Source organism: Thermogemmatispora sp. (assembly GCF_019683635.1).
Taxonomy (GTDB): Bacteria; Chloroflexota; Ktedonobacteria; order Ktedonobacterales; family Ktedonobacteraceae; genus Thermogemmatispora.
Map to the genome: position 1 here is coordinate 24,148 of NZ_JADGIA010000001.1, position 17,814 is coordinate 41,961.

At 61.6% G+C, this 17,814-nt stretch carries 17 protein-coding genes; 8 read left to right on the forward strand and 9 right to left on the reverse strand.

Features of this window, described 5'->3' with window-relative positions; translation table 11 throughout:
• Nucleotides 1-141: 141 nt before the first annotated feature.
• The gene (locus IRZ31_RS00075) at nt 142-1,275 is read right to left on the reverse strand and encodes a hypothetical protein (protein WP_297148243.1); all 1,134 of its coding nucleotides are present in this window, start codon (nt 1,273-1,275) and stop codon (nt 142-144) included.
• A 265-nt stretch (nt 1,276-1,540) separates the two neighbouring features.
• Between IRZ31_RS00075 and IRZ31_RS00080 the strand changes: the two genes are divergently transcribed.
• From IRZ31_RS00080 to IRZ31_RS00090, 3 genes are all read left to right on the forward strand, one after another.
• Nucleotides 1,541-3,649: an MFS transporter gene (locus IRZ31_RS00080; RefSeq protein ID WP_297148245.1), complete on the forward strand. Its 2,109-nt coding sequence runs from the start codon at nt 1,541-1,543 to the stop codon at nt 3,647-3,649.
• A 338-nt stretch (nt 3,650-3,987) separates the two neighbouring features.
• Complete coding sequence (locus tag IRZ31_RS00085) at nt 3,988-5,064, forward strand: MBL fold metallo-hydrolase (RefSeq protein ID WP_297148246.1); 1,077 nt, start codon at nt 3,988-3,990, stop codon at nt 5,062-5,064.
• Between the two features lie 258 nt (nt 5,065-5,322).
• Nucleotides 5,323-5,637: an HU family DNA-binding protein gene (locus tag IRZ31_RS00090; protein WP_297148247.1), complete on the forward strand. Its 315-nt coding sequence runs from the start codon at nt 5,323-5,325 to the stop codon at nt 5,635-5,637.
• Between the two features lie 338 nt (nt 5,638-5,975).
• On the opposite strand, the gene IRZ31_RS00095 is transcribed toward IRZ31_RS00090, so the two are convergent.
• From IRZ31_RS00095 to IRZ31_RS00105, 3 genes are all read right to left on the reverse strand, one after another.
• The gene (locus IRZ31_RS00095; RefSeq protein WP_297148248.1) at nt 5,976-7,460 is read right to left on the reverse strand and encodes a hypothetical protein; all 1,485 of its coding nucleotides are present in this window, start codon (nt 7,458-7,460) and stop codon (nt 5,976-5,978) included.
• Nucleotides 7,460-7,933 (reverse strand): cupin domain-containing protein, encoded by a 474-nt coding sequence (locus IRZ31_RS00100; protein ID WP_297148250.1) that lies wholly within the window; start codon nt 7,931-7,933, stop codon nt 7,460-7,462. Before IRZ31_RS00100 ends, IRZ31_RS00095 begins: the two co-directional genes overlap by 1 nt.
• Nucleotides 7,934-8,015: 82 nt before the next feature.
• Complete coding sequence (locus tag IRZ31_RS00105) at nt 8,016-8,258, reverse strand: DUF2249 domain-containing protein (RefSeq protein WP_297148251.1); 243 nt, start codon at nt 8,256-8,258, stop codon at nt 8,016-8,018.
• A 402-nt stretch (nt 8,259-8,660) separates the two neighbouring features.
• On the opposite strand from IRZ31_RS00105, the gene IRZ31_RS00110 reads away from it, so the two are divergent.
• Nucleotides 8,661-8,993, forward strand: coding sequence for a metal-sulfur cluster assembly factor (locus IRZ31_RS00110; protein ID WP_297148252.1), 333 nt, complete (start codon nt 8,661-8,663; stop codon nt 8,991-8,993).
• Nucleotides 8,994-9,039: 46 nt separating this feature from the next.
• On the opposite strand, the gene IRZ31_RS00115 is transcribed toward IRZ31_RS00110, so the two are convergent.
• Both IRZ31_RS00115 and IRZ31_RS00120 read right to left on the reverse strand, forming a co-directional pair.
• A complete protein-coding gene (locus IRZ31_RS00115) occupies nt 9,040-10,401 on the reverse strand; it encodes a hypothetical protein (protein ID WP_297148253.1) in 1,362 nt (453 codons plus the stop codon).
• A gap of 25 nt (nt 10,402-10,426) precedes the next feature.
• On the reverse strand, nt 10,427-10,708 hold the full coding sequence (locus tag IRZ31_RS00120) for a DUF2249 domain-containing protein (protein WP_297148254.1): 282 nt from the start codon (nt 10,706-10,708) through the stop codon (nt 10,427-10,429).
• 176 nt (nt 10,709-10,884) lie between these two features.
• Between IRZ31_RS00120 and IRZ31_RS00125 the strand changes: the two genes are divergently transcribed.
• The gene (locus tag IRZ31_RS00125; protein WP_297148255.1) at nt 10,885-11,580 is read left to right on the forward strand and encodes a Crp/Fnr family transcriptional regulator; all 696 of its coding nucleotides are present in this window, start codon (nt 10,885-10,887) and stop codon (nt 11,578-11,580) included.
• A gap of 285 nt (nt 11,581-11,865) precedes the next feature.
• Entirely contained in the window at nt 11,866-12,420 is a 555-nt protein-coding gene (locus tag IRZ31_RS00130) for an O-acetyl-ADP-ribose deacetylase (protein WP_297148257.1), read from the forward strand.
• Nucleotides 12,421-12,431: 11 nt separating this feature from the next.
• Here IRZ31_RS00130 and IRZ31_RS00135 read toward each other — a convergent pair whose 3' ends face one another.
• A complete protein-coding gene (locus IRZ31_RS00135) occupies nt 12,432-13,016 on the reverse strand; it encodes a hypothetical protein (RefSeq protein ID WP_297148259.1) in 585 nt (194 codons plus the stop codon).
• 360 nt (nt 13,017-13,376) lie between these two features.
• Here IRZ31_RS00135 and IRZ31_RS00140 point away from each other — a divergent pair, with 360 nt between their 5' ends.
• Both IRZ31_RS00140 and IRZ31_RS00145 read left to right on the forward strand, forming a co-directional pair.
• On the forward strand, nt 13,377-13,775 hold the full coding sequence (locus IRZ31_RS00140) for a hypothetical protein (RefSeq protein WP_297148261.1): 399 nt from the start codon (nt 13,377-13,379) through the stop codon (nt 13,773-13,775).
• Nucleotides 13,776-13,860: 85 nt separating this feature from the next.
• Nucleotides 13,861-15,210, forward strand: coding sequence for a DNA repair exonuclease (locus tag IRZ31_RS00145; protein WP_297148263.1), 1,350 nt, complete (start codon nt 13,861-13,863; stop codon nt 15,208-15,210).
• Between the two features lie 103 nt (nt 15,211-15,313).
• Here the strand turns inward: IRZ31_RS00145 and IRZ31_RS00150 are convergent, their stop codons facing one another.
• A complete protein-coding gene (locus IRZ31_RS00150) occupies nt 15,314-16,510 on the reverse strand; it encodes an amidohydrolase (RefSeq protein WP_297148264.1) in 1,197 nt (398 codons plus the stop codon).
• Between the two features lie 74 nt (nt 16,511-16,584).
• On the reverse strand, nt 16,585-17,757 hold the full coding sequence (gene ychF / locus IRZ31_RS00155) for a redox-regulated ATPase YchF (protein WP_297148265.1): 1,173 nt from the start codon (nt 17,755-17,757) through the stop codon (nt 16,585-16,587).
• Between the last annotated feature and the right edge of the window lie 57 nt (nt 17,758-17,814).

Genomic DNA, 17,814 nt, shown 5'->3' on the forward strand with positions numbered 1-17,814 from the left:
AGTCCAGGCGACCTGTCCTCTGCTGTGGCGCTCTCTAGCTGGCTGGGATGCTTGCTGCCTTTGCCCCCGGCCTGGCCGGCGCCTCCAGGCACTCCGGGCAGGCCGGGCTTGCTGCCTGCCCCTATTTTTTTACGGGCTAATTCATAGACTGAACACCTTGAAGCTGGTGATGATGAGCTGGAAGCCATAGCACGATAGGCCAACTTGTGAGGTGGTGAGATAGCGATTATCGGTGACTGCCAGCTCCTGGCCGCCGTCGATCAGTAGCTTCAGGCTGTTCGCTTTGACTTCGACACGGTAGAGGTGGCTATGATTCCCAGGGTTGAACGGGACCTTAGCCAGGGTTTGACCGCCGCCGCCGTCGAGGCTGTCGGCGGCGAAGAGCGCTTTGTAGGGATTGGTGTCAAAATCAGTATAAGTAACGGCGGCAATATAGCCGCGCCACGGGTTTTGTGTGGGATCTCCGCGCACAGTGATACCGAACCCATCGTTATAGGTGTTATTAGAAGCAATGATCTGCACTGTAACCTCGACGGCGTAGTTCGTAATGCCATTCAGCGAGCAGGGTGCCGCAATCGTCGGCTGCAGAGAATCATCGTCGTTTGTGCCGTCGTTCAGTAACTGACCGTTCAAAACTTTCCAGTCGTTAGAGCCAGACCAGCCATTCCAACCCTGGGCCGCATCGGCCTGGCAGAGAATGGTTCCAGGAGCTGGCTGCGTGGTTGACGAGGGCGTCAACTCGCCTGGCGAGGTCGAGCCCTGACCCTGACTGCCCCCCGTGGTTCCGGTCGTAGTATTGAAGGATGTGGATTTATTCGTTTGGGCATTGCCACCCACCTTTATGAAATTGAAGATCAGCGAGATCGCTAGCAGTAGACTCAGTAGTACAATGAGGCCGATAGAGAGGCCGCGTGACTGGCGCTGCCTCGCCGGCGCTGGAGATGACGAAGAAGGAGGAAGAGTAAAGGGCAAGGGGGGCGTACGCTGGTCTCCGCGCAGGACAGGTGTAGTCGGGGTGGCCCCTGCTTGCCAGCTCATAGTGGGTGGCGGTGGTGGTATAGACCTCTGGTCCTCTCCGCTCTGTGCAGGGGGTGGCAGGGGGGTCTGATGGCTCTGGAGGATGGTTGACAGGTCACTGGCGGCTGGCTGACCTAGCTGGTCGACGATGCGCTGATTGTAAAGGGTGCATTGAGGATTGATGCAGACTCCACTACTGTGGAGGCGGTGGCCACATTGGCCACAGAACTGAGGCACATCAGTGCTACTCTGGCTCATGGCAAAGCCTCCTATAGTCAACATAGTGTAGGGTCGGATGGACGACTAGATGGATGTATCTGCTCTTTCAACGGTGTGTGTTCCTTCTGATCCTTCCTCCTGTTCTTCTCATCTCCCCCCTATTCTAGCACTGATGGTCCCTGTCTGCGACCTCTATCTCTTGGCCACTGTCGATCTGAACGCAGGCAGACAGCCAGATAGTATAATAAAAGCACGAACCGCTCTCCTCGCAGCGGTGCAGCAGGACATAAAGGCGGTCTTCTGTATGGATGCACGTATCTCTCAGCATCACCTGACAGTTCGTGAGCAACTGGTCCTCAGCTTCCTCTGGCTCGGACTCAACATCCAATCAGCCGCCCTCTTGCCGATTGTGATCCCGACCCAGATTCTTCTGTTTGTCGCTCCGGGCCAGGTTGGCAGCGCTGAGCAGGCTACCTTTCTGGGCTGGCTGTCAGCGATGGGGGCCTTTTTTTCGCTGATCGTGCCGCCCATTGTGGGCCTGCTTTCTGATCACACCAGCAGCCCTTTTGGCAGACGGCGACCCTATATCGTGGTCGGCGGAGTGTTGACGCTGGTCAGCGCTCTCCTGTTAGCGGGCGCTGTGAGCGTGGCCCTGTTGGTAGTTGGGCTGGCGCTCTTCCAGTTCGCCAGCAACGTTGTCTGGGCGGCCTATCAGGGTTTACTGCCCGATCTGGTGCCAGAGGACCAGCGCGGTGAGGCTTCTGGCTACATGGGCCTGATGACCATTCTGGGCAATGTTGGTAGCCTGGGTCTGGCGGCCTGGCTACTCGGAGGGGTGAGCCTGGGATCGCTCGGCGCTCCTCTGATTGTACGAGGTGCGCTGATTTATTATGTGGTAACCGATCTGGTTATGCTGCTTGGTATTCTGGTGACTGCCTTTGGGGTGCATGAGATGTCCTATCATCCGGCGGCCCAGGCCAAAAGCCGACTTCGCTCCTGGGAGGAGCTGCGCCGCTGGCTGGTCAGCAACTGGATCGCACCCTGGCGCAGCTCCAATTTTACCATTGTCTTCTTGACGCGCTTCTGCGTCATGATGGGCCTCTACTTATTCATGACCTTCATCGAGTACTATTTTGCGAATGTGGCCCATGTCTCCAATTTTGTTCAACAGACGGCTGCTGTGGCCACGCTGGCTCTGGTGGGCGCCTTGCTCAGTACGCTGGGTCTGGGAATGCTCTCGGATCGCTTTCGCCGGGCGCCGCTCGTTTGCCTGGCGACACTGGTGATGGGGCTGCCGGCCCTGGCCTTCGTGGTGGCGCCAGCGGCGCTGCCGCTCTGGCCGTTGGGCCTGCTCTTCGGTCTCGGCTACGGTGCCTATACCAGCGTTGACTGGGCCCTGGCGATCGATGCCCTGCCTTCGCTGGAAGTGGCTGCCAAGGACCTGGGTCTGTGGGGCGCCTCATCGAACCTGCCTTTGACGCTGGCTCCCTTGCTTGGTAGCCTGGTCATCAGTATAGCCGCTAGTCAGGATCAGACAGCTCTGGGCTATCGCCTGGTCTTCGCTCTGGCCGCTTTCTTCCTCCTGCTCGGGGCGATTCTGGTGCTGCGTGTGCGCGAGCAGCGCCAGCAGCGTCTCCTCCCGGAGCCGCCAGGTGGCGGAGCTGGAGAGCAGGCACCTGGCGAAGCAGAGAGGATGCTGATGGCGTCGACTCCGGCTCTATCCACGGCTGCCATCTCGTCGGGGGCGCATCCCATCCAGCAGGGTCGGCGGCGACGGAAACGTGTCAATCCTCTCTGGTTGCTGGCGCGTGAGACGCACGCTGGCGAGGCGCAGGGGATCATGCGCTTCTGGACTTTTTGGGAGAGGTTGTCGCTCGCTGTGCTGAGGATTCAGCCGGTGCCTGCTGCTCCCTATGGTCTGTTTCGTGCCCGGCTCACGCGCTATCATGGTCGGCGTCCCCTTGTTCTGCCCGATGGAACGCGCATCGACCACGGCGATCGGCTGATGGAGCTACATTTTGCCAATCGTCGCCTGCGCGATGCCGCCCTGCGGAGTTCTCCCTGGGAGCTGCTGCGGATGATGCGCGCCGATCTGCGCGCCCTGGCAGCCTGGTTGCAGACGCCGGCCTGCGCGGAGGTGCGCGCAGTCTATGGCGTGACTCTCTTAGGCCAGGCGGCGCCTCGCCTGGGCTTCAGCTTGCGAGAGAGGCCGCGTAACCTGTGGAGCCGGGCTGATCGCATTTTTATGACCGGCCTGCTGCTTCTCTATCACCCGCAGGGGCGAGCCCGTCTCGCGCGCGGCACCACCTATGGCCGCTATCCCACGGAGGTCTGGATGTCGCGCTCCGAGCTGCTACGCCGCTACGGCGGCTCTGATGGAGCAGCGCCGAGCGCGCACACCCAGCGGGAATGAATTGACGTGCGTGCTCCTCCTGGCGAGGCGCCTCAGGCTTTCGGTTGACACAACTATAAGGCGGCGCCTACAATCACAAATAAGGCCACCGGTGTGAACACTGGCACGCCAGGTAGACAGACAGGCGCTCCGGCGAGCCACTGATCCTGACCAGCCGGTGGGCGCTTTCTCATGGAGATTGAGCGTTTCTCTATCTGTTTGTCCCTCTATTCGAGTCTCCAGTCGTGAGGCAAGGGCCAGAAGAAGCAGGAGAGGGAAGGGTCGCATAGGACGGGCGAGTGTGCGAAGCTGCTAGCGATCTGCCCGGCTGGAGAGAGTAGCGAGTGAAGGTGACTCTCTTGAGTGACGATAAGAAGAACCGTGCAACGGCTGATGAGCGCCCTAAGCATCCCGCCGAGCTAACGCCGGGAGCCCAGGAGGTTGTGAGCGGCGTCTGGAAGATCACTTTGCCCATTCCTTTTCCTCTGCGCACGGTCAATGTCTATGCCCTGGTGGGCCGTGATGGCTGGGCCCTGGTCGATGCAGCGATGGGGACACCCGAGGCCCGCGCCGTCCTGACTGAGGGGCTGGAGCGGGCCGGCTTGCAGCTACAGAAGTTGCGGGCTTTAGTGCTCTCGCACCATCATCCCGACCATATTGGCCTGTCGGCAGAATTGCAGGAGCAGAGCGGCGCCGCGGTCTATATGCACCCCATCGATGCCGCCATTATGCAGGCAATGTGGCGCGATGGCCACAGCGATCATGGTGGCCATCAGCGCTCCTTCGCTCAGGCGAATCAGTTTTTCAGGCCGCATGGAATGCCGCCGCTGGAACCGACGGTCAGCTCGCAGCTGCCGCCGGAGGTGATGAACTTTGTCATTCGCGTCCCTCCAGCGGAGGCCATTACCCACGTCGAAGATGGTGCTGAGATTACCCTGGTCGGGGAGCGCTACCGCGTCATCTGGACGCCCGGTCATTCGGACGGTCATATTGTGCTCTTCCGCGAGCGCGATGGCCTCTTGCTGGCCGCCGACCATGTACTGCCGCGCATCACGCCGAATATCGGCCTCTATTCGGAGTACAATCGGGCCAATCCACTGGGGGACTACATTCAGTCGCTGGAGAAGGTGCGTCATCTCCCGGCGAGCCTGGTACTTCCGGGTCATGGCGAGCCATTCCGCCATCTAGCACGCCGCGTGCGCGAGCTGATCAGGCATCACGCTCAGCGCGAACTGGAGATTTTGTCGCTGCTCGGTCGGCGTCCCCAGCACGCCTATCAGCTCGCCGAGCAGGTTTTTGGTTCCCGTCTGAAGAACGATGAGTCGCGTCGGATGGCGGTAGCCGAGATCCTCTCTCACTTAGAGCACCTGCGTCTTGGGGGGTATGTCAGGCAGGAGCATACAGATGATGGCTTGATTCTGTACGCTGCTGTTTAGAAATTTGGGTTATGGTAGAGCTGTCAACCGGCCTGGGAAGCCAATTTTTTACTTGTTCGCTCGCTATGAATTGGCTTCCCAGGCCGGTTCAGCCTCACAACCTAGCTCTGAAGCTTGACGAGCCGCTTGTATTTCGGAAAAGTGCGTGCTATATTCTATTTGGCAGTGAGGTTGTCATGCCGCTTGACTGGCCCGGCGTCTTCGGGGTCGAGACCGGGAGCGGCCTTGCATCGACAGTTGTGTTGTAAGGAGGTCTCCATGGCAACAGCGAAGAAGAAGGAAGTTGCGACGATTGGCCGTCAGGAATTGGCCAAGCGCATCGCTCAGAAGGCCGATATCTCTCAGAAGCAGGCGGGTGTCATTCTGGAAACGACGCTGGACGTGATTCGCGACGCTCTCAAGTCCGGCGATGAGGTCCGTCTGGTTGGCTTCGGCTCCTTTAAGGTACGCAAGAGTGCGCCGCGCAAGGGCGTCAATCCGCGCGATGGTAAGGCCATTCAGGTGCCTGCAAAGAACCGCGTGCGCTTCTCCGCTGGTAAGGAGCTGAACGAAGCTGTACAGAGCAAGAAATAACTGTAGTCGCTCGTAGTGCGTCTCTTCTCCTCACTGCCACTGGGTCCCTAGCCCCTGGCACGCCCTCGCTGGAGCAGGGAGAGGGGTGAGCAAGAGCGCCTATCGCCCCGATCGACCTTGCTCCTCCTCGTGCAGGCCACGGGGCTGCTGTTTACTCACTTGACTGATTGATCGCTCGTTCGCTCGCTGTGCTCTCCTTCTCCGCTCTGAGCCGTGTCTTCCCTTCCATCCCCTTTGCGTAACTCAGGCTTATGCCTTGACTCACTCTCTGCTCCGCTTGCTGATCTGGCTCTCTGTCCCTATTTCCCTGTCTCTTCTCCCAGGCCAGGGAGCGGCGTTCAATTGTTCCCTCCCCTGCTGCGCAGGGCTGGCCAGAGGTTGCAGGCCAGGCAGAGGACTGTGGCCAGTCCTGATGGACCCGACAGAGCGAAGAGCAGGTTCAGGAGCAGGGAGCTGCCGGACCAGAGGCTTCCCAGCGGCGAGGCCAGAAGCAGGGGAAAAACACGCAGGATGGTGGCCAGGTTGCCGAGCCAGAGGGTGGCCGCTACCAGCCGGGGCGAGGTGATCTTGCCGCCGGAGAAACCTGGGATCATGCGCGGAGCGATGCCGCAGATGAGCAGGGTGATGAAGCCCATTGCCAGGCCGTGGCGTGGCACGTCGAGACTGAAGGGAAGCGGGCTGCCCCAAAGCAGGATGAGGCCCGCGCTGATAAGCAGGAGGGCTGAGAAGAAGGCCCATAGATAGGCGCTGGCGATCAGGGCGACGAAGGGGCCATAAGCCTGGCTTTGCTGGGCAGTGTGGCGACGATAGGAGCGTGCCAGGGCTTCTGGTGACGGGGAAAGGGCCGCGACGTGGGCCGGTAGCCGTCCACGCCGGCGCATCATGCTGATAAAGATAGTAACAAAGCCAGCGATGACGCCGCCCATCAGCAGCAGGCCAGGCCCTTCGAGGAAACGAAGCGGCCAGGTGGTCGCAGCTGACGCCACGTCGGCTCCGTTGGCGAGGCTCAGGCCCAGGCAGAAGAGGAGCAGCCCAAGCCCATAGCCGCCGGCCAGCGGCCAGAGGATAGGTCGCGGGAAGGCTTCCAGCCCGGCGTACATGGGAAGCGACTGAGCAGAGACGGCCAGGGCGAAAGAGATGAGGAAGCCGAAGAGGCCGAGGCTGACGTTAAGGTCGTCGCCAGGCTGGGGAGCGAGGCCGCCCTGAGTGGCCGCCTGCAGCATATTGACCAGATTCAGGATGGCCGCCACCGTTAGGGCGAGCGCAGCCAGGCTGATAAAGGGAGCAATCCCTAAAAAGGCTTTGCGTGTACTCAAGGCTGGACCACGCCGCAAGAGTAGGAGGTATTCAGCAGCGGCCAGCAACAAAGCCAGTCCCTCGCTGCCGCCGCTCACCACAAGCGCCAGCCTCCAGAGGAGAGGGACAGGACCGGTCAGGGTGAGCAGCGGCTGGGCCAAGGCGCGCAGGAGCAGGCCACCAGTCTGCAGACCGAGAATCCAGGGCACCAGCCGCGGTAGCGGGAGAGCCGTGCCGCGCAGACGTGGCAGGAAATGGAAGGAGACGCCGATGACGAAGAGCGCCGCCCAGCCATAGAGCTGGAGATGGCCATGCGCCTGCACCAGGGCGCTCCACCAGGCCGCAACTGCGAGATGCAGGGCCTGGGTCACCGTCAGTATGGCAGCCAGCAAGAACCCGCCGCCGCTGCCGATGAGGAGGGAGGCGCGCAACACTGGAGAGACAAGCTTGAACGGCTCTTGCGGTCTTTCGCGCTCCCTGCCGGCACTAGCTGCACCCGCCGAAGAGGTAGCCTCTGCCGCAGACATCAGCCCTCACCTCCTCCGGGCCTGCGCTGCGGCTCGCTGGCAGGCCCCTCTGCAGGGGGGGCGACGGCCTGGATCTGGGCTATCTTGCCTTCTGCGCTGGCCGCGATCAGGGTGATCAGGAAGACGCTATCCTGTAGTGCTTCAACGCTATGGGCCACGCGCGGCTCCAGATGCAGCAGTGTTCCCGCTCGCATGCTGATGCGCTCGTGCTCCAGCGTGAACATGAGGTGTCCGCTGATGACCTGGATAAAGGCTTGATAGCTCGTACGATGCTCGTCTAGCTGCTGCCCTTCCTGCAGGGCGAGCAGCAGCAGGCGCCCCGTGGCGCTTTCCCAGAGCACTCGCACCGCTGACCCCTCGCTGCGGAAGGTTGCTGAGGACGCCAGATCGAAGACCCTGAAATGGCTCGTGGCCTCTGGCTCCTCAGCAGCGCGACTTGCCTGGCTGGTGTTGGCCTGCTCCTGTTGCTCCATCCTGTCTGGATGCCTCCTTCCCGTTGCTTAGACTATCCTCCCGGTGATCATCTCTGCTGTCAATCGGTAATTCAGAGGGAGATCAGCCAGCGCGCTTGATAATGCGAATGATCCACTCCTCTGGCCCCTGTTGCTCCGGTATCCAGTCGAAAGCCTCTGGATATTCGGCCATCAATTGATAGCGCAAAGGGGCGGGATCGTGGTCGTTGATCAGGCGCAGCGCACTACCTGGCTGGAGCGCCTCCAGGCGGCTGAAGATGAGCGGATGACGCTCACGCGGTATGATCGTGCGCACGTCGAGCGTTTCGGCAACGTTGTCACTCATGCTTGAGCTTCTTCCTCCTGATGTATCTACAAAAAGGCGACGATCGATCTAGCTATCATGAGCCAGGGACAGTGGTGCCCTTCCGGCCAGTAGCGGAGGCTTGTCCGCTGGAGACAGAAGGCTAGCTGTTCTGCCGGGAGCATCACAACTGGGACTATACCCCCTGGGCGAACGAGCTATCCTCTCTGTTCTGCCTCCAAGTATGGCAGCCTGGCCACGAAAATACCGTGACTTTTGTCGCAGCTTAGCTGCCCTCCTGCACGCTATACTTGCCCGTGAGGTGACGGTGAGCCACTGCTGCTCCGCCCCCTTGCCTGGACTGCTTCGTCCTGTGTGGGAAGGCGGAGCAGCGCCCTCTGTAGGCGCTCTCTCTGCTAGCAAAACTGAGCCAGAAAGGGGCTGATGGCAACCATGCTTGATGAGAAGACAATTGAACGGGTCAAGCGGGAGATTTACGAAGCACTGCGCAGCGTGGATGATCCCGAGCTGGGGGTCAATCTTGTCGATCTCGGTTTGATTTACGGCCTTCACTTGACGCCGGACGGCTTTGTGACGATCCGCATGACTCTTACCACGCCCGGCTGTCCCATGCATGAGTCGCTGGCGGACGGCGTCGGGGCGGCGCTGGCCCATATTCCCGAGCTAACGGGCGGCGAGATCGAACTGGTCTGGGAACCGCGCTGGACACCCGAGCGCCTGACCCCCGAAGGAAGACGCCTGTTGGGACTGGCCTGACCAGCTAAGTCGCCAGGCTGGTTCCAACAGGCGTGCCTGTCGAGGGCTAGCTGCGTAACGTGCTCAGCTTCCATTCCAGGTGGCGCACCACACCGAGCACATTGGCGGCTGCTCCCACCAGGCTCGCCCCGACCAGGGCCGCGCCCAGGCGCATCAGCAGGCCATCCCAGGCGAGGAGTGTGGCGGGCAACAGCAGCACCAGCCCCCCGTTGAGCAGCCAGAAGCTGATCCAGGCCAGGCGCTCGTGGACCAGCTCGCGCATCAGCGGTACCTTCTGATGGCCGACCAGCGGTCCATAGCGACTATGCCAGACGAGAAAGGGAACGATCTTGTAGAGGTAGCCAACTATGCTCTGCCCTGTCCAGCCGACGAGCAGGCAGAGCACGAAGGCAACAGGCCAGGCAGGCAATGCACCCCCCATCGCGATCAAGATAGGCAAGGCTATTGCCGCGATCAGCAGCCAGATGAGGGCCGCACTACTGTGATACTGGGTCACGTCCAGGGGACGCCGCCGCCGCCGACGCAGCATGCGCCAGTAATCCCAGCCAAAGAGCCAGACGCTGAGTGTGAGTAACACCGCCCCCAGTAGCGTCAGCCAGATCTCGCTCCCCAGCAGGCCGAGAGCCAGCCCAATGATCCCCAGATTCAACAGCCCTAGCACGACCCAGCCCAAATGATCATTGTGATCGTGCACCAGCGCGAAGAGGCGCACCAGCGTGTAGGAGACGCCTACCAGCATATTCGTCAGCCAGCCAGCCAGACCCAGGGTCACATGAATCGGCAGGACCAGCAGCGCCCCCAGGCCCAGAAAACCATAGACGAAGTTGAGAGCCGCCGTCAGGCCGAGCGCAACAACCAGGCCAAGGTAGAGCAGGGCGGCGAAGAGGTAGAAGCTCGTCAGCGGGCGCTTGCTAGCCTGGAGCAGGGTTGTAGCCAGAATGGCCACATAGCAGAGCACTGCCACGATGACCAGTGAACCCCCGAGCACGAGCAGCCCGGGAAGAAAGAACCAGAAGCCGCTCAGCAGCACCAACACCCCGGCCAGATAGAGAGGATAGACCACGGGAGTCAGAGCTTTGAGGCGCAGGGGCGTGACGGCAATCACTGGCGTGAGCTGCTGCGAGGCTCCCAGGATGGTCATAGTCAGCCAGCCGAGCGTCACCGTGTGGACAAGGGCCAGGACGTGGGGCTGACCGCGGTTGATGAGAGCCTCGGGCAACACGAATGGTAGCAAGAAGCCGGCTAGAGCGGCCAAACAGATACCGGTAACCAGAAACGGCAAAGGTATCCCGAGCGGCACACCGCGGCGCCCCATCATCCCGGGCAATCCGCCGGCCTGCTGGTCTGTAATCCTGAAGGCGCCAGCCCGGGCGCCTGCTCCAGGGGGTCCGCCGGCCATTGGCATCATTGTTATCACCTGCCTTGCTGCGCGCTTATTGTCCTGTGGGGATCTCCTGGCGCGTGAAGCGTACCACCCATTCATTGGGAGCCAGACAAAGTGTCTCGTGGCTGAAACCGCGCCCGCCGAGCACTCCATAGAGCGGTACTGGCTCAAAGGGAGCCACAATCACCAGCGTTTCACCTCTCTTCAGCGGCGTGGCCGCCTCCATGATTCGCACAAAAGGTTCATCGCCGCGTTCCAGATCAGGGCGCACGTCCAGCAGGGCTGTCGCCTGCTCGCGCCAGATCTGGGCCTGTTCCTGGTTCGCGTCCATAAGCCTCCTTTCCGGCTCGGTAAGATTGCCGGCCATCTCACATTTACTTGCCCCGTCAATCGGCGCTACAATTCTGAGTGTACAGCTCGGGATAGGCTGTCACCGTAACTTTTGTCGCATCTGGCAAGCACACCGGTGAGTTGGCTTCTTTGGCCGGCAGCGAATGCGAGAAGAAGATGGCAATCGATATTGAGGCGGTACGCCGCATACCGATGTTCGCCGCGTTAGGAAGCGAGGAGCTGGCGCGCGTGGCCGCGGTCATCAGAGAGCGGCGCTACGAGCGCGGTGAGTTGATCATCATGGAAGGAGATCGTGGCGGCGCGCTGTATTATGTGCAGAGCGGGCTGGTTAAGGTCTTCAAGCTCTCGCCTGAAGGCAAAGAGCAGGTATTGCGCCTGATCAGCGCTGGTTCTACCTTCAATGACGTGCCGGCGCTGGATGGCGGCCCCAATCCTGCGAGCGTGGCCGCGTTAGAGCCGAGCACCGTCTATAGCATTGGCCGCGAAGAGCTGCGCCGACTGATCAGAGAGCGGCCAGCGGTGGCAGAGGGGGTAATCGCCGCCCTGGCGCTGGCTCTACGCCACCTGGTGGGCCTGGTTGAGGACCTCTCGTTCCGCCATGTCACGGCGCGGGTAGCGCGCATCCTCTTGGAACAGGAGCGGGCCCTGGCCGAGGGCCGTCAGGCACGCCGCCTGACTCAGCAGGAGATGGCCGCCATCGCCGGCACCGCTCGCGAGGTCGTGGGGCGCGCTCTCAAAGAGCTAGAGGCCGCCGGGGCGATCTCCGTTCGGCATGGGCGCGTACACATTCTCAGCCAGGAGCGTCTGCAGCTCCTGGCCGGCAGCGGCCCTGGACTGATGCCGGCCTTGTAAGCTCCTCCTCCGCGCGCTGGCGAAGAGAGAAGCGCAGGCAGTCGACCCTGCCGGGCCGCTTCAGTCAGTGCTCCAGCTGATCCTGGCTGGACCACTGACTGTGCCAGTGCCCAGCGCTTGTCAAGGCTGGCTGGCATCAGCCACAATGGATAAGGGAGGCCACACGACACGATGCGGAGTCGGAGCGCGCTCCTCTCCTGGCAAGACAAGGTCGACCTGTTACCAGACCAGACCTGATCGGCCAAAACTCTCGTCCACTGGCACCACAAGAGAAGGGGTGACCGCATGCTAGAGCAACGTGAAACGCGGACCATCAACGGGGTGACGCTTGCCCTGATGCAGGGCAACATTGTCGAGGTAGAGGCAGATGCCATTGTGAACGCCGCCAACTCAGCCCTGGCCGGAGGCGGGGGAGTCGATGGGGCCATCCATCGCGCCGGCGGCCCGCAGATCATGGAAGAATGCCGCAAGATTGGCGGCTGCCCCACCGGCAGCGCCGTGGTCACTACGGCAGGACGACTGCGCGCTAAATACGTCTTTCACGCCGTTGGCCCCATCTATGGAGTCGATCGCGATGCTCCGCGTCTACTGGCCAGCGCTTATCAACGCTGTCTCGACCTGGCCGAACAGTACGGCCTGCAGAGCATCGCCTTTCCCTCGCTCAGCACCGGCGCCTATGGCTATCCGCTGGACGAGGCCGCGCCCATTGCCCTGCGCACCATCATTGCTCACCTGCAAAAGCCGACCTCGCTCAAGCGCGTTATGCTGGTGCTCTACGGAGAAGAGGCTTATAGAGCCTATGCCCGGTCCCTCGCTGCGCTGCTGCCCGCTCAAGGGTGAATGAAGCAGCATCAGCTCTCTGCGCTTGTCGGTGAGGCTGAGCGCGCGGGCAGGAGAATATCGCCCTCAGCGCCGCAGCCGACAACGCGGTAGCGACCGCGCTCCATCGTCACAGCGCGACAGCTATAGCTGGCCGCTGGGCGTGGGGGCGAGGGAGCAATAAAAATGGTTGTGGCATCGCTGAGCAGGCAGTGCCCCTGCCGGCGCTCAAGGCGAAAATGATGGATGAAGCCGCTGTCGACCTCGATGCGGGTATAGTCCAGACGGGCCGGCTGGCAGTGCAGAAAAGCCTGGAGCAAACAGGCCTCTGCGGGGAGCGGGTTCTCGCCACGCGGACTGCTTCCCTGGGCCCCGACGCCGTGAATGCTGCCGCAGTTGAGAGACTGTGACGACTGGGGAGTCGAAGCAGTGGTAGTCGCCGGCCTGCCCGGCTGGCTCTGGACCGGCCCATTCCCGGCGGCCCCATCGGTGGCCTGGGCCGCGCTGGTGCAGGCAACGAGCAGCATAAGCATCATGGCCCAGCTCAGACGGCGCAGCCTGGTCAACCAGGCGCTGGCTGGCAAAGATCTCTGGTTTGGGCAGTGGACGCTCTCCATCCTCCATAACCTCCTTGGCTACCCTATCGGCGTACAACGGCATCCTTGGGGGGAGATCCCCCCATCTTTTCCTAGTTGCTCTTCGAGAGGGAGGGACTAGGTCCCTGCTACCAAAGAGACGCGCGCGCCGCTCAGAAGTTCCCATTCTCGGCTCAGACTCAGCTTCGCTCTTGTTTTTCTCGGGCCATGCGCGCTATAGTTAGGGGCGAGTTGAGTCTCCCCGTCCACTTTGCACCATCACAACAAGAAGCTTATTGAAAGGACGCAACCACCGGTGGCTTCATCAGGCTGACCCGGCCCGGCCCGATCCCCGGCGCCGCAGAGCCTGGTGTGGTGACCAACGGTTGCGCTAGGCATACAATGGCACAGGTTTTCATCACACTCCACTATTGGAACCAGTTTCTGGTCCTGGCGACAGGCGCTATCACAACCATCTGGGGCTTTATCCTCTTCTTCACGAAGAGAACCGAGACCCTCAATCCGGCCTGGCGCATTGCCCTGATTGTGACAGGCTGCGTCGCGGCTCTACAGGGCCTGCTCGGAATCATCATGGTCATCATGGGGCTGCGTCCTGGAACCGGCACGGGCCTCTACTGGCTCCATTATGTCTATGGAGCCATTGTCGTCTTCATCCTGCCTGTGGCCCTCACCTATAGCTCCAGCGGCAAAAACGTCCGGCGCGATGTGCTCATCTTCAGCATTGCCACCCTCATTCTCGTCGCGGCGGCCATTCGGGCCATGATGACCGGACCTGCCTGATCTGGTCTGAAGCTGCGGTTCTTCAAAACCATCTGGCGAGGGGCAGCAGTACAGAAAGCGAGCAGCCTAGGGAGGAGTCATCAGCGTGCGAGCATCTTTCATTCATGTCGCCGATATTCATCTGGGCTACGAGCAGTACGGAGTCAGCGAGCGCTTCAACGACTTTGCCCGAGCTTTTTGGGAGATCATGGACGAGGCGGTTCGGCGTCAGGTTGATTTTGTCGTGATTGCGGGCGACCTCTTCAATAAACGCTCCATCGATGCCCGCACCCTGCTGCAGGCCATCGAGGGGCTACGGCGTTTGCGCGAGCGCAACATACCGGTGATTGCCGTCGAAGGCAACCATGACCGCAGCTATTACCGCGATGGCGTCTCCTGGCTGCAATTCCTCTGCCATCAAGGCTATTTAACCCTGCTGGCGCCGCAGATGCGTGGAGGCGCACCGGTCATCGCGCCCTGGAGCAGGCAGACCATGCTTGGCTCGCATGTCGATCTGCTAGAGGGACGACTGCGGGTCTACGGTCTGCCCTGGCAAGGCTCTGCGACCCTGCGCTGCTTGGAGGGACTGGCCGAAGCCCTGGCTGCCGAGCATGCCCACGAAGAGGCTGCCGGCATCGAATATCGCCTGCTCGTAATGCACACCGGCCTCGAAGGAGTGGTACCGCGCCTGCAGGGATTGCCATCGCTGAGCCACTTTCAGCGCCTGCGCCCCTACATTGATTACGTGGCCCTGGGGCACATCCACAAGCCCTACGAATTTGAAAGCTGGATCTATAACCCAGGCTCACCCGAGACCTGGAGCGCCGAAGAGGCTCAGTGGCAGGAACGAGGCTACTACTTTGTCGAAATCGACACTGGCAAGGCCCAACCAGGCGGGACAGCAGAGCGTCCCTGCTATCATCGGGCCGCCCATTTGATCAACAGCCGCCGCCCCTTTGTCCGCTATGACCTGCGCGTCGATGGCCTGACGACCCCCGAAGCTATCTACGCCCGACTCGCCGAGTTTTGCCAGCGCGAAGGGCCGCGCTACGCAGGAGCTGAAGAGCGCCGGCGCCCCGTCGTGCAAGTCCAGCTTGTGGGGACCCTGGCTTTTGACGCCGATGCCCTCGATCTCCAGCGCTTGGAGGAACTACTGCGCTCCTCTTTTCAGCCGCTGCATGCCCGTGTCGAGAACAATACCAGCGACCGTGACTATCTGCTCGACGGCGAAGGACTGGACGGGCGCGATCGCTCCACCTGGCATGAACTGGAACGGCGCATCTTCGCCGAGCTACTCGGACACGATAGCCGTTATCTGCCAGCCAAAGAAGCCTGGGGGCAGGTTCTGGCCGAGCTGAAAGAGCGCGCCCTCCAGAAAGAAGATCCCGCCGCTCTGGCGCACTATCTCCGCGAGAAGCGTGCAGAGCTGCTGAGCGGTGGCGAGCCAGCTCAGTAGCGCGCCTGGCTCGACCAGCGCTCTGCCGCCTGCACGCTGCTCTCCTAGATGCCACAGTCGCCGCGGCGAGAAGATGGTCCGACTCTGTGGCTCACCCCAGGACTCAGGGCTGCAGGTAGTCGAGAGCCGTACGCGTCAGCACCTCCACAGCCACCGGTAGAGCCTCCTCGTCGATATTGAAGCGTGGATGATGGTGAGGGTAGACAGCGCCCTTGGCCTCATTCCGGGCACCTACAATAAAGTAGCAACCGGGCACGGCATGCAGGAAATAGGCCATATCATCGCTGCCGGTCGTCATCACCCGCTCATCGCTGTCGACCCGCTCGGGGCCAACCGCGGCCTCCGCTGCGCGGCGCACCACCTCGGTCACCGCCGGATCATTCATGCAAGCCAGACAGCCGTCGGCCACCTCGACCTCGCAGGTCGCCCGGTGGGCGGCGGCGATGCTCTGGGCCATCTCACGCAAGCGGGCGATGATCTGCTGGCGATACTCCTCGTCGAAGGTGCGCAGCGTCCCCTGTAGCACCGCCTCCTCAGGAATAATATTGAAGGCCGAACCAGCCTGGATGCTGGCGATGGTCAAGACCGCCCGCTCAAATGGCGATGTCTCACGGCTGATCAAAGTCTGGAGCCCTAGAATAATCTGAGCGGCGGTCACCACCGGGTCGATCGTTCCCTCGGGCATGGCGGCATGACCGCCCTTGCCCTTGATGCGCAGCTCCAGACGATCGGCGGCGGCGAAGACTGGGCCGCTGCGCACCCCTACGCGCCCAACCGGGTGGCCGCTAAAGAGATGCAGGCCAATCACCCCATCCACGCCCTGCATTACCCCGGCCTGCACCATTGGAGCGGCGCCCCCGATCACCTCCTCAGCCGGCTGAAACACAAACTTGACCGTGCCCCGCAGCTGGTCGCGATGGCGGCTCAAGAGCGCCGCCACTGCCAGCGCAATCGAGACATGGCCGTCATGGCCACAGGCATGCATCTTGCCATCGACCGTCGAACGATAGTCGACCTCGTTCAATTCATGAATAGGCAGCGCATCCATATCGGCGCGGATTGCCAGCGTGCGACCGCCCTCACCAGCAGTCCCGCGCAACAGGCCGACCACCCCGGTCTGAGCGATACCCGTCTGCACCTCCAAACCGAGCGCGCGCAGGCGCCCTGCTACGATCTCCGCAGTGCGTACCTCCTCAAAAGCCAGCTCAGGATGCTGGTGCAGATCGCGCCGCAGGGCCACGATATCCGGCACCATCTCATCGATTTCCTGCTTGAGGGCATCATACGCAGTAGTAGTCATAGTCATCCTCCAGGCAGAAGAACTGGTAGAGCCTGAGAGCGGTGAAGCGGAGCCGAGTCAGGCCAGCTCTCACTTCAGCGCCCCACATTGAAGCGGAAGTGAGCGATATCGCCGTCCTGCATCACATAGTCCTTGCCTTCGAGCCGCTGCAGGCCCTTACGAGCCGCTGCGGCGAAGGAGCCACCGCAGGCCATAAAGTCATCGAAATGAGTGATCTCGGCGCGAATAAAGCCGCGCTCGATGTCCGAATGGATCTTGCCAGCGGCCTCGGGAGCCTTCGCCCCTTTCGTCACTGTCCAGGCGCGTACCTCATCCTCACCGACCGTCAGGAACGTAATCAAGTTCAACAAGCGATAGCCGACCTGAATCACGCGCTCAGCTCCCAGCTTAGGCAGGCCAAGCGAAGCCAGATACTCGGCAGCCTCCTCGGGAGCCAGCTCGCTTAGCTCCGCCTCCAGGCGGGCGGAGACCGCCACCGTCTCAGCCTCCTCCGAGCGCGCTCGCAGTGCTACCGCCGCCACACCACGCAGCTCGCCAGCCAGGCTTTCCAGAGCTGGCGCAGCCCCCTGGTGGATCTGCTCCAGCAAGGTCGCGGCCTCGGCGAGCACATCCTCGCTCACATTCAGCACATACATGCGCGGCTTCATCGTCAACAGGAACAGCTCCTTGACAAGAGCCTCTTCCTGCGCGTTCAGCTCCAGATGGCGCACCGGTGTCCCATTGCTCAGCGCCTCCTGCAAGCGAGCCAACAGATCCAGCTCTTGCTGATATTTCTTCTCACCTGACTTGGCCGCCTTAGCCGTGCGCTCGCTGCGGCGCTCGACGGTTGCCAGATCGGTCAGGGCCAGCTCGTTATCGAGCTGCTCCAGATCGCGCAGCGGATCGATGCTTCCGAGCGGATGAGGCACATTTTCATTAGCGAAGGTGCGCAGCACAATGGCCAGTGCGTCGGCATTGCGGATATGTCCCAGGAACTCGGCGCTCAGACCTCCCTTGCGGGCCTCCTCATCCTGCTGACCCATACCGGCCACATCCACAAACTCCACCGTGGCATAGGTTACCTTCTTGGGCTTAAAAATCTCCGCTAGCGGCTTCAAACGCGGATCGGGCACCTGAACCACAGCCGTATTGGCCTGCACCGTCCTGGTCGCATAGCCACTAATAGGCGCCTGGGCGCCCGTCAGGGCATTAAAAAGCGACGTCTTGCCACTCTGCGGCAGACCGACGATGCCTATTCTCAGAGCCATAGCGAACAAACCCCTCCTGACCAGCTATTCTTGACGCTTATTCAACCCTCCCTTACA